Here is a 17178-nt window from a genome sequence, read left to right as displayed (position 1 = left end):
AAGGATAAATGAAAAAGCGTGCATTAGTAAGTGTTTCAGATAAAACAGGAGTAGTAGAATTTGTTAAAGGTTTACTAGAACAAGGGATTGAAGTTATTTCAACAGGTGGTACGAAAAAATTACTAGAAGAAAACGGCTTACAAGTAATCGGTATTTCTGAAGTAACTGGTTTCCCGGAAATTATGGATGGACGTGTAAAAACATTACACCCAAATATTCATGGTGGTCTATTAGCGGTTCGTGATAATGAAACGCATGTAGCGCAAATGAATGAGTTAGGTATGCAGCCAATTGATTTTGTTGTTGTTAACTTATACCCATTTAAAGAAACAATCGCTAAGCCTGATGTAACATTTGCTGATGCAATTGAAAATATTGATATCGGTGGTCCAACAATGATTCGCTCTGCTGCGAAAAATCATAAATTTGTATCGGTAATTGTAGATCCAGTAGATTACGATGTTGTATTAGCAGAACTGAAAGAGAACGGTGAAGTAAAAGAAGAAACAAAACGTAAATTAGCAGCGAAAGTATTCCGTCATACAGCGGCATATGATGCGTTAATCTCTAACTACTTAACAGAGCAAATGGGTGAAGAAAGCCCAGAAACATTAACAGTGACATTTGAGAAAAAACAAGATTTACGCTATGGAGAAAATCCACATCAAAAAGCAACCTTCTATAAAGCACCATTCGCTGTAACTTCTTCTGTTGCATACGCAGAACAATTACACGGTAAAGAATTATCTTACAACAATATTAATGATGCAGATGCAGCACTTAGTATTGTAAAAGAATTTACAGAGCCAGCAGTAGTAGCAGTAAAACATATGAATCCATGTGGTGTTGGAGTGGGTACTGATATTCATGAAGCATACACACGCGCTTATGAAGCAGATCCAGTATCAATTTTTGGTGGAATTATTGCAGCAAATCGTGAAATTGATAAAGCTACAGCAGAAAAGTTACACGAAATTTTCTTAGAAATCATTATTGCACCTTCTTTCTCAAAAGAAGCTTTAGAAGTATTGCAAAGTAAGAAAAACTTACGTCTACTAACTGTAAATATTGAAAAAGCGACAAGTGCAAGCAAAAAACTAACTTCTGTACAAGGTGGTCTTCTCGTTCAAGAGGAAGATACGTTATCATTAGATGAAAGTACAATTTCAATTCCGACAAAACGTGAACCATCAGAGCAAGAGTGGAAAGATTTAAAACTAGCTTGGAAAGTTGTAAAACATGTGAAATCAAACGCAATTGTTTTAGCGAATGATAACATGACAGTTGGTGTAGGCGCGGGACAGATGAACCGTGTAGGTTCTGCAAAAATCGCAATTACACAAGCTGGCGAAAAGGCACAAGGTAGCGCACTTGCATCTGATGCTTTCTTCCCAATGCCAGATACAGTAGAAGAAGCAGCAAAAGCAGGGATTACAGCAATCATTCAACCAGGCGGATCAATCCGTGACGAAGATTCTATCAAAGTTGCGGATAAGTATGGGATTACGATGGTGTTCACTGGCGTACGTCATTTCAAACACTAATAGAGGATATTTAAAAAGTCCGGTCAAGATAACTGTCGCATGTCGTCGTTGCATTGCCAGTGCGGTACTCATGTAGGAAAGCTACATTCCGTGTCCTCCTGTCAAATGCGCCTCGACCTGCTCGGTTCTCTTGATCCTCTCTTTTAAACTTTTATTGATATGGATATTTAAAAGGTCCGGTCAAGATAACTGTCGCATGTCGTCGTTGCTCTTGATCCTCCCTTTTAAACTTTGATTGATATGAAAACAAACTAGGAGCAGAGCTTCTAGTTTGTACTTATTTAAGTATTGGGGGATGAAATATGAATGTTTTAGTAATTGGCCGCGGTGGGCGTGAGCATGCTTTAGCTTGGAAGTTTGCGCAATCTGAAAAGGTGGAAAAGGTATATGTAGCACCTGGTAATGAAGGTATGCGCGATGTTGCAACACCAGTTGATATTGATGAAAATGATTTTGATGCATTAGTTTTATTTGCTAAAGAGAATAAGGTTGAATTAACTTTCGTTGGACCAGAAATTCCGCTTATGAATGGAATTGTTGATCGATTTAACGAAGAGGGACTTCGTGTGTTTGGCCCAAATAAGGCGGCTGCTGTTATTGAAGGTAGTAAGGCTTTTACGAAAGAATTGATGAAAAAATATGATATTCCAACTGCGGCATATGAAACTTTTACAAACTATGAAGAAGCAGTACAGTATATTCAAAAAGTTGGTGCGCCAATCGTTATTAAAGCTGACGGCCTAGCTGCTGGTAAAGGTGTAACGGTAGCAATGACGCTTGAAGAAGCATTACAAGCTGTGAAAGAGATGCTACAAGATGTGAAGTTCGGCGAAGCGAGCAAGAAGGTCGTTATTGAAGAGTTTTTAGATGGACAAGAATTTTCATTAATGGCATTTGTAAATGGAACAACTGTGCATCCGATGGTAATTGCGCAAGATCATAAACGAGCTTTTGATGGTGATAAAGGTCCAAATACAGGCGGAATGGGTGCGTATTCTCCAGTACCACAAATTTCGGAATCAGCAGTTCAAGAGGCGATAAAAACAGTATTACATCCAACTGCTAAAGCGATGATTGCAGAAAATCGATCGTTTACAGGGATTTTATATGCGGGACTTATTTTAACAAATGATGGCCCAAAGGTAATTGAATTTAATGCACGCTTTGGTGATCCTGAAACGGAAGTAGTATTACCTCGCTTAGAAAATGATTTAGTTGATGTATGTAACGCTGTATTAAATGAAAGTGAATTAACGTTACAGTGGTCAGAGGAAGCGGTAATTGGTGTTGTACTTGCTTCGAAAGGGTATCCGGAAGCATATAAAAAAGGTGACATTATTAAAGGATTAGATGCACTGAACGATGTAATTGTTTTCCATTCAGGTACAGCGATGAAGCATGGTGACTTTGTAACAAATGGTGGCCGTGTACTATTTGTTGCTTGTAAGGCGGACAGTTTACAAGCGGCGAAAGATAAGGTGTATAAAGAAATCGGTAAAATTGAGAGTGATGGTCTATTTTACCGAAGTGATATAGGATATCGTGCAATTGGTCATGAGGTGACGAGAAGCTAATATGTAAAAATCCCGCTGATTTCTCAGCGGGATTTTTTATGCATCTTTATCTTTTTTCAATTTTCCTTTTTGCTTTGCCATTTCTCGAAGTAAATACTCGATGTGTGCATTGACGCTACGAAACTCATCATTCGCCCATTTTTCGATGACTGCGTGTAATTCAGGATCAATACGTAATGGAAAGCTTTTCTTTTTAGCCATAATGATTTACAACCCTTTAGTATAGGCTTCCTGTATTAATAACTGGTTGCGCACCTTTATCTGAAACGATGGCAACTAATAAGTTGTTCACCATATTTGCTTTACGCTCGTCATCTAATTCAAGTACGCCTTCCTCATCTAACATATGGATTGAATCTTTCGCCATCTTCACAGCACCTTCAACAATCTCTTTTCTAGCAGCTAATACTGCTTTTGCTTGTTGACGTTGTAGCATTGCATGGGCAATTTCTGTTGCGTAAGCTAAATGTGTTAAACGAGTTTCTAATACTTCTACGCCAGCGATTTGAAGGCGCGCTTCTAACTCACGTTTTAATTCTTCAGAGATTTCTTCAGTATTTCCGCGTAACGTGATGCAAGTTTCATCTTGGAAATTGTCATAAGGATATTTTGTTGCGACGTGGCGGATTGCTGTTTCACTTTGAATTTCTACAAATCGATCGTAATGTTCAACACCGAACATTGCTTTTGCAGAATCAACTACTTTATATACGATAACGGCTGCAATTTCAATTGGATTTCCCTCAATATCGTTTACTTTTAACTTCTTACTATTAAAGTTTTCAACACGTAACGATACAGTTTGACGGAATGCGAATGGAATTGTTAAAAATAAACCGTTTTGACGAATTGTTCCTAAATAATTACCGAAAAACGTAATAACTTTTGCTTGGTTTGGTTGAACAATACCAATACCTGTAGCAAGAACGGCGGCTAAAATAATAGTTAATGCCGCTCCTATGAAAATTTCTTGTACAAGGAAAAATACACCGATAGCGGCTAAAATTAAAATCCCGATAATACCGAGAAAACCATTTACATAAAAAACTTGTTTTTCTTTCATATGATCGCCTCCTGATATATAAATGATATCACTTTTATATCATTTTATGCAAGGGCTTTACACCTAATTTTCTGAAATTATTGATTAGGTATTTCTTATGTATATTTTGAGGTTTGAAATGAGAATGTATGTTCTATTTTGTGGTAAAATAAAGAAGACTTAACCGCCCACTGCAGCAGCTAAGTCCCTTTGAGAGCATCTTGCATCGTGACAAATGATTCAAAGCGGTTTTGCCAGGATTATATCTTCAATCGCTGACTCAATCTCTTTGTCAGAAGTGTCATAACTTCCATTTGACTTTGGTTTGTCGTGATTGGAAGTTTGGTTCACTTCTTCTTTAGCATGTCCCTTTTCGGAAAAATTCATGCTAGGCATTTTAAATGCCCCCATATTCATGTATTTTCCGAATTTCCACATTTCAACAACGGGGCAGAAGCGAACAATTCCCTCTGCGATTTTCATTGCACCAATCCATAGCAAGACGTTAGACCAAGTGCACCACGGCTTGCGTACAAGTTTAGCACTACTACAGCCGAAGAGGATAAGTCCGAGTGTAATTCGAATTAGGGCATTTATTGTACCGATGTTTTGCTTCATTAGAAAAACACTCCTTTTTATGAAAGTTGAAATAGATAATACTATTTCTCTTATTAGTATCCCGTGTGATTTTGGGGATATGTAATCCAACATTTGACGTTGAAAAAGATGTTGGAATGTGCGTGTGTGTAAGTAGCTTTTTTTGTTATAATGAAAGAATGCACAAAAGGAAGTTCAAAATTAAATCCTCTCGTTTGAAAAACTATGGAAGAGGGAATTCCAAACTTAATTCTCCGTTTTAAACAAATATTTAAGATGAAGTTAAAAAAATCCTGATGAAAATAAACTGTTATTTTGAACAGAAATATATATAACTAGAGAAAAGAAAGGGTGTTTTCATGTACGATATTTCCGGGTGGAAACATGTATTTAAGCTTGATCCAAATAAGGAGTTAAGTGACGAACATTTAGAAATGATTTGTGAGTCTGGAACAGATGCTGTTATTGTAGGCGGAAGTGATGGAGTTACAATTGATAATGTATTACACATGCTAGTTAGCATTCGTAGATATGCAGTTCATTGTGTGTTAGAGGTTTCTGATGTGGAAGCAATTACACCAGGATTTGATTTTTATTATATCCCAAGCGTTTTAAATAGCCGAAAGGTAGAATGGGTAACAGGTGTTCATCACGAGGCTTTGAAAGAATTTGGGGATATTATGGACTGGGACGAAATTTTCATGGAAGGGTATTGTGTTTTAAATCCGGAAGCGAAAGTAGCTCAGCTTACAGATGCGAAATGTGATGTAACAGAAGATGATGTAATTGCATACGCGCGTTTAGCAGACAAGCTATTACGTTTACCGATATTTTATTTAGAATATAGCGGTACGTATGGAGACGTTGAACTTGTTAAAAATGTAAAAGCAGAATTAAAACAAGCGAAGTTATATTATGGCGGCGGTATTTCTAATGCTGAACAAGCGAAGGAAATGGCACAATACGCTGATACAGTAGTGGTTGGGAATATTATTTATGATGATATAAAATCCGCGCTAAAAACAGTTAAAGCAGTAAAAGGAGAGTAGGTGCAGGCGTATATGAGTAAGACAGATAAGTTATTAAATGGTTTAAATCCGCAGCAACAAAAAGCAGTACAAACAACGAACGGACCACTTCTATTAATGGCAGGTGCAGGTAGTGGTAAAACACGTGTGTTAACACATCGTATTGCGTATTTACTTGGTGAAAAAGGTGTAGCGCCATGGAATGTACTAGCTATTACCTTTACAAATAAAGCGGCGCGTGAAATGCGCGAGCGTATTGATACACTTGTCGGACCAGAAGCAGAAGATATTTGGATTTCTACGTTCCACTCTATGTGTGTACGTATTTTACGACGTGATATCGATCGTATTGGTATTAATCGTAACTTTACAATCTTAGATTCAGGCGATCAGTTAACTGTAGTCAAAAAAATTATGAAAGAGCGCAATATTGATCCGAAGAAATTTGAGCCGCGCTCTATTTTAGCTGGTATTAGTAATGCGAAAAATGAATTGTTATCTGCAGATAAATATGCGAAAAAAATTACAATCGCTGATCCATATGAAAAATTAACGAGCGATGTATATACAGAATATCAAAAACGTCTTCTGAAAAATAACTCATTAGACTTTGATGATTTAATTATGACAACGATTCAGCTATTTGAACGTGTTCCAGAAGTACTAGAGTTTTATCAGCGTAAGTTCCAATATATTCACGTGGATGAGTATCAAGATACGAACAAAGCGCAGTACCTTCTTGTAAAACATTTAGCAGCACGTTTTAAAAATTTATGTGTTGTAGGTGACTCAGATCAGTCTATTTACCGCTGGCGCGGGGCTGACATTTCTAACATTTTGTCATTCGAAAAAGACTATGAGAATGCGCAAGTTATTCTGTTAGAACAAAACTATCGTTCGTCACAAAATATTTTAAATGCAGCGAATGCTGTTATTGAAAAAAATTCAAACCGTAAACCGAAAAAATTATGGACAGACAATCAAGTTGGAAGCAAAATCTCATATTACCGTGCTGCGACGGAAAAAGACGAAGCATACTTTGTTGCGAAAAAAATTCGTGATGATATTCAAATGGGAAAACGAAAATATACTGATTTTGCAGTGTTATATCGTACAAATGCGCAGTCTCGTATGGTCGAGGAGATTTTCCTGAAATCTAATATTCCTTACAAAATTGTCGGCGGTACGAAGTTCTACGATCGTAAAGAGATTAAAGACATTTTGGCGTATTTACGTTTAATTGGGAATCCAGATGATGAGATTAGTTTCGCGCGTATTATAAACATGCCAAAGCGCGGGATTGGTGCGACTTCTATCGATAAAATTATTAATTACGGTGTACAAAATGGAATTTCATTAACGGCTGTATTCGATGAGATTGAGCATGTTGGAGTAAGTGCAAAAATTACAAAGGCAGTAAAAGAATTCGCAGGTTTATTACACAACTGGGTAAATATGCAAGAGTATTTATCTGTTACAGAGTTGGTAGAGGAAGTTATTGAAAAAACAGGCTATCGCGATATGTTGAAAAACGAGCGTACTTTAGAAGCGGAAGGTCGTCTAGAGAACTTAGATGAGTTTTTATCTGTTACGCAAACATTTGAATCTCAAAGCGAAGATAAGAGCCTCGTTGCATTCTTAACAGACTTAGCGCTTGTTGCTGATATTGATCGTGTCGATGAAGATCCAACTGCGGGTGAGGAAGTTATTTTAATGACGATGCACTCAGCGAAAGGGTTAGAGTTCCCAGTTGTCTTTATTGTTGGGTTAGAGGAAGGAATATTCCCACATACTCGTTCTCTAATGGAAGAAGATGAAATGCAAGAAGAGCGTCGCCTTGCTTATGTAGGTATTACTCGTGCAGAAGAAGAGTTATATTTATCCAATGCACAAATGCGTACTTTATTTGGTAGAACAAGTATGAACGCTGCTTCTCGATTTATTACAGAAATCCCGGCAGAGCTAGTAGAATCGTTAAATGAAACAGCGCCAAAGCGTGAAACTTCGTTTGGTGCAAAAGGCAGAACGACAAGTACAAGTAGAATGACAACTACAACCACAACACGCTCTCGTTCAGCTTTCGCGCGTCCTGCAGCTAAGACGACAGGCGGCGAGCAAATTGGCTGGGCAGTAGGCGATAAAGCTTCCCACCAAAAATGGGGAGTCGGTACAGTTGTCAGTGTAAAAGGTGAAGGTGATGCAAAAGAATTAGATATTGCGTTCCCAAGCCCAATTGGTGTTAAACGTTTGTTAGCAAAATTTGCACCTGTGACGAAACAATAGGAAAGGAATGAGGATATGTCAAAAGAGATAGCAAAACAACGTATAGAAGAACTGCGTGATTTGTTAAATACATTTAATTATCAGTATCACGTATTAGACAATCCTTCTGTTTCTGATGCGGAGTATGACCGTAATATGCAGGAGCTTATAAAATTAGAAGCAGAGAATCCAGAGTTTATGAGTGAAGACTCTCCCTCCATTCGCGTTGGGGGAACTGTTCTAGATATATTTGAAAAAGTAACACATAAGTCACCGATGTTAAGTTTAGGAAATGCATTTAACGAAGGAGATTTACGTGATTTCGACCGACGAGTACGCCAAGGAATTGATGATGCGAATGTAAGATATATATGCGAATTAAAAATTGACGGACTTGCTGTTTCACTTCATTATGAAAAAGGACGCTTCATTCAAGGGGCAACACGTGGTGATGGTGTAACAGGTGAAGATATTACTCAAAATTTAAAAACGATTAAAGCGATCCCGCTCCGTTTAAATGAAGAAGTAACATTAGAAGCACGAGGCGAAGCTTATATGCCGAAGCGTTCATTCGTTAAGTTAAATGAAGAAAAAGAACAAAATGGTGAAGATGTATTTGCGAATCCGCGTAATGCGGCAGCAGGTTCAATACGCCAACTTGATCCAAAAATTGCAGCGAAGCGTAACTTATCTATGTTTGTGTACGGTCTTGCGAATGTAGAAGAAAAAACAATTCCATCACATAGTGAATCGCTTGATTTCTTAGGTGAACTTGGATTCAAAACAAATCCAAATCGTCGTACATGTGAAACAATCGAAGAAGTTATAGCTTATGTAGAAGAATGGCAAGAAAAACGCCCGCATCTTGATTATGAGATCGATGGAATCGTTATAAAAGTGGATGATGTTGCTCTTCAAGAAAGTTTAGGAACTACAGCAAAGAGTCCAAGATGGGCGATTGCTTATAAATTCCCGGCTGAAGAAGTTGTAACAAGATTAACAGGCATTGAATTAAGTGTTGGTCGCACAGGGGTTGTAACACCGACTGCAGAGCTAGAGGCAGTGCGAGTGGCTGGTACTATCGTTCGTCGTGCCTCTTTACATAACGAAGATTTAATTCGTGAAAAAGACATTCGAATTGGTGACTATGTTGTTGTGAAGAAGGCCGGAGATATTATTCCTGAAGTTGTGAACGTTATTTTTGATAAGCGTACTGGTGAGGAAGAAGAATATCATATGCCAACGCATTGCCCAGCATGTGAGAGTGAACTAGTTCGTTTAGAAGAAGAGGTAGCACTTCGCTGTATAAATCCAACTTGTCCGGCTCAAATTCGAGAAGGATTAATCCATTTCGTTTCAAGAAATGCAATGAATATTGATGGACTTGGAGAACGTGTCATTACACAACTCTTTGATGCTGATTATATTCGTACATTCGCTGATTTATATTCGTTGACGAAAGAGCAATTATTGCAGTTAGAACGATTCGGTGAAAAATCAGCAACGAATTTAGTACAAGCAATTGAGAATTCTAAAGACAACTCATTAGAGCGATTATTATTCGGTCTTGGTATTCGCCATGTCGGAGCGAAAGCAGCCCGTACATTTGCAGAGCATTTTGAAACGATGGATGCGCTTGTGAAAGCAACGGAAGAAGAACTAAAAGCAATTAATGAGATTGGCGAAAAAATGGCTCAATCTGTCGTGACGTATTTTGATAATGAAGACGTATTAGAGTTATTACAACAATTTAAAGAGTATGGCGTGAATATGGCATACAAAGGTATAAAAATGGCTGATTTACAAAATGTTGAATCTTACTTCGCAGGAAAAACTGTCGTTTTAACAGGTAAATTAGAAGTTATGGGACGTAGTGAAGCGAAGAAGAAGATTGAGGCATTAGGTGGAAAAGTCACAGGAAGTGTTAGTAAAAGTACGGATTTAGTTGTTGCAGGTGAAGCGGCAGGTTCGAAATTAGCACAAGCAGAGAAGCATAATGTTGAGGTTTGGAATGAAGAGAGGTTCTTACAAGAGCTAAATAAGTAAGAGGTGCAAACTTACCATGAAAAAAATAGCATTAGCGGTATTAAGCCTTGGCCTACTCGTAAGTGGGTGTAGTGCAGGTGCCGATAAAGATGAAAAAGTGGTTGAGAAATCGGGGAAAGCAAAAGAGCAAGCAATCGTTCCGAAGTACGCTATTTCGGATGAATACTATAAGGCGACTATTCCATTTCAAGCAGGAGCTGCACGTGGTTTAGTTGTACAAGGAGTAAGTAATCGTCTTGATATAGATGAATTTGAAACAGGATTAATGCGTATTGCAAAAGAATCCTTTAGTACGAAAGATCATTTCTTTAAAGGTGGAGATGTTCTAGATACTCAAAATGTGCAGATGCTTGTTAAAAGAAAGCGTACAGATGCTGAACAAAAGGAACTAGAGGACAAATTAAAAAAAGATGCAGTTAAATTTCCAAACATTGGGTTAAACCCAGCGTTAGGTGGAGGATCTGAATCATTAGAGGCAAAAAATAAAAAAAATCCAATATATATTTCAAATATTTTAGAGCATGATTATTATGTGAAAAAAGGCGAAACAGATGAGCGCAAAGGCATAGTAGTTGGTTTAGCGATGAACTCGGTTCATTATTACGAGGAAGAGCATGGTTATCCGCGTGAGGCTAAAATTGAGCAAGAAAAAATGGTAGCTGAAGGGAAAAAAATGGCGCAAGAAGTCTTGAAATTTATGCATCAAAAACAGCCTGAAACAAAAAACCTTCCGATAACATTTGCAATTTATCGTCAGGCTCCAAAGGCTTCACTCGTGCCAGGTAACTTTGTTTCTTATGCGAATGTTGAAAAAGGCAGTGAAACGGTTGAGGATTGGAAACAAATTAATGAGAAATATTATTTGTTCCCATCTGAACAAGCGAAAACAGATAATAAACGTGAAGATCTGGCGAGAGTATCGAACTTTAAATCAAAACTAAGCGATTATTTCCAAGGCGACTACACAGCTGTTATCGGTACTGGTATGTATAGAGATGATGAATTAAGAGAAATAAAGCTTGATATTCCTGTCCAGTTTAATGGGAAAGCAGAAATAATTGGTTTTACACAATATGTAGCTGGGCTTGTTATGGAATACTTCCCGAATTATATGAAAGTACAAGTAACGATTAAATCTGTAGAACGTCCAGAAGCGATTATTATACGTGAAGCGAAGCAAGATGAACCATTTGTGAAAATTTTAGATTAAATAGGAGGGCTGTTCCTTTATGGAACGGCTTTTTTTCTTGAGGAATTTTGTTATAATTTAAAATGTTATAAATAATGGGGGGTAAGGGGTAAAGCACATGGACGAATTAAGTTTTCAAGTCATTATTTTATTAATTGCATTCGGCTTTTTAGCAGCTTTTATTGATTCAGTTGTTGGCGGTGGAGGATTAATTTCGCTTCCAGCACTTATGTTTGTTGGTTTACCACCAGCTTCGGCAATTGCAACGAATAAATTAGCTGCAACGATGGGGACGTTTACGAGTGCAGTTTATTTTATTCGATCAGGAAAGGTCGATTTTAAAATTGTAGGAAAGTTAATCCCGTTAACTGTTATAGGAGCGGTCGCAGGCGCTTTAGTAGTAAAGTTTATTCCGCCGGATATTTTACGTCCGTTAGTGCTTGTGATGTTGGTGTTTATTGCCATTTATATTATTGCAAAAAAGGATTGGGGAAGTGTATCTACCTATAAGAAGATGACGAAAAGAAAAACATTAATATTTTTCTTTGTTATTTTAATGATAGGGTTTTACGATGGATTTTTTGGACCAGGGACAGGATCCTTTTTAATTTTTGCATTTTTATTAGTTGGTTTGGATTTTATTCAAGCGGCAGCATCTGGAAAACTTTTGAACTTTGTTAGTAATATCGTATCTTTAATTACTTTTTTATTTTTAGACGTAATTCATTTTGAATACGGTATTATTATGGGATTGTCGATGATTTTTGGCGCTTATTTTGGATCGAAGTTTGCAGTTCAAAAAGGTGTTGGATATGTAAGAACTTTATTTTTGTTAGTAACTATTTTATTGATTGGAAAAAACATTTTGGAATATACTCATATTTTGTAGAGTTATACGTATGTATAACTCTATTTTTTTATTATATTTTAAAAATTAATTAATTTTTAAAATATAAGTCTAGGAATATTTGAATAAATCTAAATTATCGTGTAGAATAATGTTGTAAAATGTAAAAGTTTTTCTAAGGGGAGGCTAAAAAGAATGGTAGTAGCATACAAACATGAGCCATTTACAGATTTTTCAGTGGAGGCTAACAAATTAGCGTTTGAAGAAGGTTTAAAGAAAGTAGAATCTTATCTTGGACAAGACTATCCATTAATTATTGGGGGAGAAAAAATCACTACAGAAGACAAAATTGTTTCTGTAAACCCTGCAAATAAAGAGGAACTTGTTGGTCGCGTTTCAAAAGCAAGCCGTGAGTTAGCTGAAAAAGCAATGCAAGTAGCGGATGAAACATTCCAAACTTGGAGAAAATCAAAGCCAGAAATGCGTGCAGACATTTTATTCCGTGCTGCAGCAATCGTTCGTCGCAGAAAGCATGAATTCTCTGCTATTCTTGTAAAAGAAGCAGGTAAACCATGGAATGAGGCAGATGCTGATACAGCAGAAGCAATCGACTTTATGGAATATTATGGTCGTCAAATGTTAAAATTAAAAGACGGAATTCCAGTAGAAAGCCGTCCAATTGAATATAATCGTTTCTCTTACATTCCATTAGGAGTAGGTGTTATCATTTCTCCTTGGAACTTCCCATTCGCAATTATGGCAGGTATGACAACAGCTGCTTTAGTTTCTGGTAACACAGTATTACTAAAACCAGCTAGTACAACTCCTGTAGTAGCAGCGAAATTCATGGAAGTGTTAGAAGAAGCTGGCTTACCAGCTGGCGTAGTAAACTTCGTTCCAGGTAATGGTTCTGAAGTTGGTGACTACTTAGTAGATCACCCTCGTACACGTTTCGTGAGCTTCACTGGATCTCGTGATGTAGGTATCCGTATTTATGAGCGTGCAGCGAAAGTAAACCCAGGCCAAATTTGGTTAAAACGCGTTATCGCTGAAATGGGTGGTAAAGATACAATCGTTGTTGATAAAGAAGCAGATCTTGAATTAGCAGCTAAATCTATCGTAGCATCAGCATTCGGATTCTCAGGACAAAAATGTTCTGCATGTTCTCGTGCAGTAATCCATGAAGATGTATACGATTACGTATTAAATCGTGCTGTTGAATTAACGAAAGAATTAACAGTTGCTAATCCAGCTGTTTTAGGTACAAACATGGGTCCTGTTAATGACCAAGCTGCATTTGATAAAGTGATGAGCTATGTTGCAATTGGTAAAGAAGAAGGTAGAATCTTAACAGGTGGCGAAGGAGACGATTCTAAAGGCTGGTTCATCCAACCAACAATCGTTGCTGACGTTGCAGAAGATGCTCGCTTAATGAAAGAAGAAATCTTCGGACCAGTAGTAGCATTCTGTAAAGCAAAAGACTTTGATCATGCACTTGCAATTGCAAACAATACAGAATACGGTTTAACAGGTGCTGTTGTTACTAATAACCGTGACCATATTGAAAAAGCACGTGAAGAATTCCATGTGGGTAACTTATACTTCAACCGTGGATGTACTGGTGCAATCGTAGGTTACCAACCATTCGGTGGCTTTAACATGTCTGGTACAGACTCTAAAGCTGGTGGCCCTGACTACTTAGCACTTCACATGCAAGCAAAAACTACTTCTGAAACTTTATAAGAAATAGTAGAAGAGATCTTCGCAGTCTGCGAAGATCTCTTTTTTTTTTTTTTTTGAAAAAATTTCTATATATGGATTAAGATAGATATAAGTAGAGAAACTAATAATGTAATAAGGTTTACTTCAGTAAATAAGGTATATTATATTTGTTGAATAGATTCTCTTTAAAGACAAGAAAAGTAGGTGAACAAAGTGGGAAAATATCAATTGGATTACAAAAGTCAGGTATCTGTGGCAAAGTTTCATGAAAAACAGACGCCTGCCAAATTTGATAAAAAGCAGCAAATTGAAAAATTGCGTGCGGAGTATTTGAAAAAGAAGCAAAAACAAACAGATAAATAATATGTTACGTTTTTGATAGGAGAAACTAGTTTCAATTACCATATATTACCATTCGGTAATTAGAACTAGCTAAATCCTATTAATATCGGGATAAACATGTAAATAGAAACAAAACAACGAGAAAAGTTGACTTATTAGTCATATTTTTTAGTATTCATTTTAAGGATTTCCTGTATAATACAATTTGAAAGAAAATCTATGGTTTGACAAGAAACACTCTTTTCGGTTTTGCTCACTGAAGGGAGTGTTTTTTTGTAGCCACAAACTCCTCTGTACTCATTACAGTTGCGTATACTCCATTTAAACTAGCCAAAATTGTGTTATGAATATAAACGGCTGGTATAGTAGCATTCTTAAAAGAAAGATCTTTTGTAGCACAAGCATCATGTATAACGGTACATGGAAAGCCGAAATCAAAAGCAGCCCTTACGGTAGCATCAATACACATATGAGTCATCATCCCGCATATGACGACGTGCTCAATGTCTAAACGTTGTAATTGTTCTAGAAGATCAGTTTCGCGAAAACTATTTGGATAATGTTTGAGTATAACGGTTTCTTCTCTAAGTGGACGTACGCTTTCATGAATATGTACACCCTCTGTATTGGGCAGGAAAAAAGTAGCGTCATCTTTTATTGCTACATGTTGGATATGAAAAATAGGTTCGTTTTTCGTTCTAAAGAGTTGTAGCAGCTGACGAGCATATTTGCTTGCTTCTATTGGATTACGCAATTCCATCTTTCCGTGTTGAAAATAATCATTTTGAATATCAACGAGTAAAAGAGCTGTTTTCATATATTTATCTTCCTCCGGTTTCATATTCAAATAATGGTATTCAATTTATAGAGGTGATTCTCCTTTTAAAAAAATATGAAGGAGAAGAATTTTACATAACTTTAAAAAGCAATATTATATTGTGATTTTTTATTTGGAAATTTTAATAGATAAATAATTGATATTTTTCTAAAAAATGTATTGACTCTTATTATTCTGAGTTCTATAATGAGAATTAATTAAACGACAATTAAATCGATACATTCTTATCCAGAGAGGTGGAGGGACTGGCCCTACGATACCTCAGCAACGGTTTTTTTAATACCGTGCTAACTCCAGCAAGCCTTATAAAAGGCTTGGAAGATGAGAAGATGTGACCGAGTACATATAAGTGCTCTCCTTCTTATCTTTACGGTTGATAAGAAGGAGAGCACTTTTTATTTTACCTCGAAAGCTCTACTTCAAGTTTTTACAGCATATAGGAGGGGGAAAAATGATTTCTTTTAACAACGTAAGTAAAGTATATGAATCAGGTGGGCAATCTGTTCATGCGGTGGAGGATGTAACATTATCAGTTGAGAAGGGCGAAATTTTTGGCATTATCGGTTTTAGTGGCGCTGGAAAGAGTACGTTATTACGCCTAGTAAATATGTTAGAGAGACCAACGGCGGGAACGATTTCAATAGATGATAAAGATATTACATCACTATCGACGAAAGAATTACGGAAGCTAAGACAAAGAATCGGGATGATTTTTCAAAGTTTTAATTTATTTAATTCAAGAACAGTGTTTGGGAATATTGCTTATCCATTAAGGTTAGCGAAAGTACCAAAAAATGAGATAAAAGAAAGAGTAAATGAACTGCTAAAGTTTGTAGGATTAGAAGATAAAGCAAACTATTATCCAGAGCAACTATCAGGCGGACAAAAGCAGCGTGTTGGCATTGCAAGAGCACTTGCAACATCGCCAGACATTCTTATATGTGATGAGGCAACATCAGCTTTAGATCCAGAAACAACGACAGAAATTTTGAACTTATTAAAGAAAGTAAATCGAGAATACAATGTAACAATTCTTCTTATTACACATGAAATGCATGTTGTGAAAGAAATTTGTCACCGTGTAGCTGTAATGGAGAAGGGAAAGGTTATTGAAGAAGGAAAACTGTTTGATGTTTTCACACAACCAAAAACAAAGACAACTCAAAACTTTGTACGCTCCATTATTAATGATCATTTACCGGAAAGTGTTCTAGGGAAAATTCAAAATGGTGGACAGATTTATCGCTTAACATTTACTGGGGAAGAGACAGGGCAGCCGGTACTATCATATATCGCGAAAAACTATAACGTCGATGTAAACGTACTGTATGGAAATATTATTGAACTCCAAAATGTGCTATTTGGAAATCTTCTTGTAGAATTGCAAGGTGAACAGAAGGAAATTCAAAAAGCATTACAACATCTAAGACTGCAAGTGCAGCTGAAGGAGGTAGAAGCTCATGCGAGTTGATTGGAGTATATTTTGGCCTCGCATAGTAGATGCGACGGGGGATACCCTCTTAATGGTAATCGTAACCCTTATATTTGCTACAATTCTTGGTATACCCCTAGGTTTACTGTTGTATGTAACGAGGAAAGGAAACTTTTTAGAAAATAAATGGGTCTTTTCTATTCTTAATATCATTATTAATACAATTCGTCCGGTTCCATTCATCATCTTCTTAGTAGCTTTAAGCCCACTAACAAGAAGTGTTATCGGAACGACGATTGGAACAGCAGCAGCAATCTTTCCAATGACGTTAGTTGCGTCAATTGGTATTGCTAGAATGGTTGAAACAAATCTTGTTTCAGTTCCAAAGGGAGTCATTGAAGCAGCTCAAGCGATGGGTGCTTCACCATTTAGAATTGTTTTTGAAATTCTTGTACCAGAAGCGTTAGCGCCATTGATTTTAGGTGTTACGTTTATGACAGTTGGTTTAATTGAATTTTCTGCAGTTGCTGGGCTTGTCGGTGGTGGCGGTCTTGGTGACTTAGCGATGACATATGGTTATCAACGTTTTGATACATCAGTTATGTTCGTAACGGTCGTTTTACTTATTATTCTCGTACAGGTAGCTCAAAATTTAGGAAACTACTTTGCGAAAGTCTTTTTACGTAGATCATAAAAAGGAAGAGGGGAAAAGAAA

The 17178-nt window shown here is 36.9% G+C and carries 15 protein-coding genes and 1 riboswitch; of the genes, 11 read left to right on the top strand and 4 right to left on the bottom strand.

What is annotated here, in order from left to right:
* Window positions 1-8: 8 nt before the first annotated feature.
* Entirely contained in the window at window positions 9-1544 is a 1536-nt protein-coding gene (purH, locus tag JDS99_RS22675; RefSeq protein ID WP_000745429.1) for a bifunctional phosphoribosylaminoimidazolecarboxamide formyltransferase/IMP cyclohydrolase, read from the top strand.
* A gap of 302 nt (window positions 1545-1846) precedes the next feature.
* Window positions 1847-3118, top strand: coding sequence for a phosphoribosylamine--glycine ligase (gene purD, locus JDS99_RS22670; RefSeq protein WP_199695757.1), 1272 nt, complete (start codon window positions 1847-1849; stop codon window positions 3116-3118).
* A 36-nt stretch (window positions 3119-3154) separates the two neighbouring features.
* Here the strand turns inward: purD and JDS99_RS22665 are convergent, their stop codons facing one another.
* The 3 genes from JDS99_RS22665 to JDS99_RS22655 all read right to left on the bottom strand — a co-directional run bounded on the left by JDS99_RS22665 (window position 3155) and on the right by JDS99_RS22655 (window position 4778).
* Window positions 3155-3319: a type II toxin-antitoxin system antitoxin gene (locus JDS99_RS22665; RefSeq protein ID WP_001085171.1), complete on the bottom strand. Its 165-nt coding sequence runs from the start codon at window positions 3317-3319 to the stop codon at window positions 3155-3157.
* 16 nt (window positions 3320-3335) lie between these two features.
* Entirely contained in the window at window positions 3336-4181 is an 846-nt protein-coding gene (locus tag JDS99_RS22660) for an SPFH domain-containing protein (RefSeq protein WP_199695756.1), read from the bottom strand.
* A 219-nt stretch (window positions 4182-4400) separates the two neighbouring features.
* Window positions 4401-4778: a YgaP family membrane protein gene (locus JDS99_RS22655; RefSeq protein ID WP_199695755.1), complete on the bottom strand. Its 378-nt coding sequence runs from the start codon at window positions 4776-4778 to the stop codon at window positions 4401-4403.
* A 338-nt stretch (window positions 4779-5116) separates the two neighbouring features.
* Between JDS99_RS22655 and pcrB the strand changes: the two genes are divergently transcribed.
* The 7 genes from pcrB (at window position 5117) to JDS99_RS22620 (ending at window position 14214) form a co-directional block, all read left to right on the top strand.
* Window positions 5117-5806, top strand: a complete 690-nt coding sequence (gene pcrB, locus JDS99_RS22650; RefSeq protein WP_199695754.1) for a heptaprenylglyceryl phosphate synthase — start codon at window positions 5117-5119, stop codon at window positions 5804-5806.
* 12 nt (window positions 5807-5818) lie between these two features.
* Entirely contained in the window at window positions 5819-8068 is a 2250-nt protein-coding gene (pcrA, locus tag JDS99_RS22645) for a DNA helicase PcrA (protein ID WP_002108861.1), read from the top strand.
* Window positions 8069-8083: 15 nt separating this feature from the next.
* Window positions 8084-10093 (top strand): NAD-dependent DNA ligase LigA, encoded by a 2010-nt coding sequence (ligA, locus tag JDS99_RS22640; protein ID WP_199695753.1) that lies wholly within the window; start codon window positions 8084-8086, stop codon window positions 10091-10093.
* 16 nt (window positions 10094-10109) lie between these two features.
* The gene (locus JDS99_RS22635) at window positions 10110-11303 is read left to right on the top strand and encodes a CamS family sex pheromone protein (RefSeq protein ID WP_098133542.1); all 1194 of its coding nucleotides are present in this window, start codon (window positions 10110-10112) and stop codon (window positions 11301-11303) included.
* Between the two features lie 97 nt (window positions 11304-11400).
* Complete coding sequence (locus JDS99_RS22630; protein WP_048567196.1) at window positions 11401-12171, top strand: TSUP family transporter; 771 nt, start codon at window positions 11401-11403, stop codon at window positions 12169-12171.
* A gap of 153 nt (window positions 12172-12324) precedes the next feature.
* Entirely contained in the window at window positions 12325-13872 is a 1548-nt protein-coding gene (pruA, locus tag JDS99_RS22625; protein ID WP_087982225.1) for an L-glutamate gamma-semialdehyde dehydrogenase, read from the top strand.
* A 192-nt stretch (window positions 13873-14064) separates the two neighbouring features.
* A complete protein-coding gene (locus tag JDS99_RS22620) occupies window positions 14065-14214 on the top strand; it encodes a hypothetical protein (protein WP_000521654.1) in 150 nt (49 codons plus the stop codon).
* A gap of 232 nt (window positions 14215-14446) precedes the next feature.
* Here JDS99_RS22620 and JDS99_RS22615 read toward each other — a convergent pair whose 3' ends face one another.
* Window positions 14447-15010: a cysteine hydrolase family protein gene (locus JDS99_RS22615; protein WP_088061531.1), complete on the bottom strand. Its 564-nt coding sequence runs from the start codon at window positions 15008-15010 to the stop codon at window positions 14447-14449.
* A 242-nt stretch (window positions 15011-15252) separates the two neighbouring features.
* A riboswitch (SAM riboswitch) is annotated at window positions 15253-15359 on the top strand.
* A gap of 123 nt (window positions 15360-15482) precedes the next feature.
* Here JDS99_RS22615 and JDS99_RS22610 point away from each other — a divergent pair.
* A complete protein-coding gene (locus JDS99_RS22610) occupies window positions 15483-16502 on the top strand; it encodes a methionine ABC transporter ATP-binding protein (RefSeq protein ID WP_046953719.1) in 1020 nt (339 codons plus the stop codon).
* Window positions 16492-17157 carry a methionine ABC transporter permease gene (locus tag JDS99_RS22605; RefSeq protein ID WP_001261880.1) on the top strand — a complete coding sequence of 222 codons (666 nt, stop codon included), beginning with the start codon at window positions 16492-16494 and terminating at the stop codon, window positions 17155-17157. The genes JDS99_RS22610 and JDS99_RS22605 overlap by 11 nt, the downstream gene beginning before the upstream one ends.
* Window positions 17158-17178: the final 21 nt, after the last annotated feature.

It is taken from the genome of Bacillus cereus group sp. N6 (assembly GCF_016483705.1).
Lineage (GTDB): Bacteria > Bacillota > Bacilli > Bacillales > Bacillaceae_G > Bacillus_A > Bacillus_A wiedmannii.
Note: the sequence above shows the minus strand (reverse complement) of the source record. Positions and strands in the feature narration are given on the sequence as shown.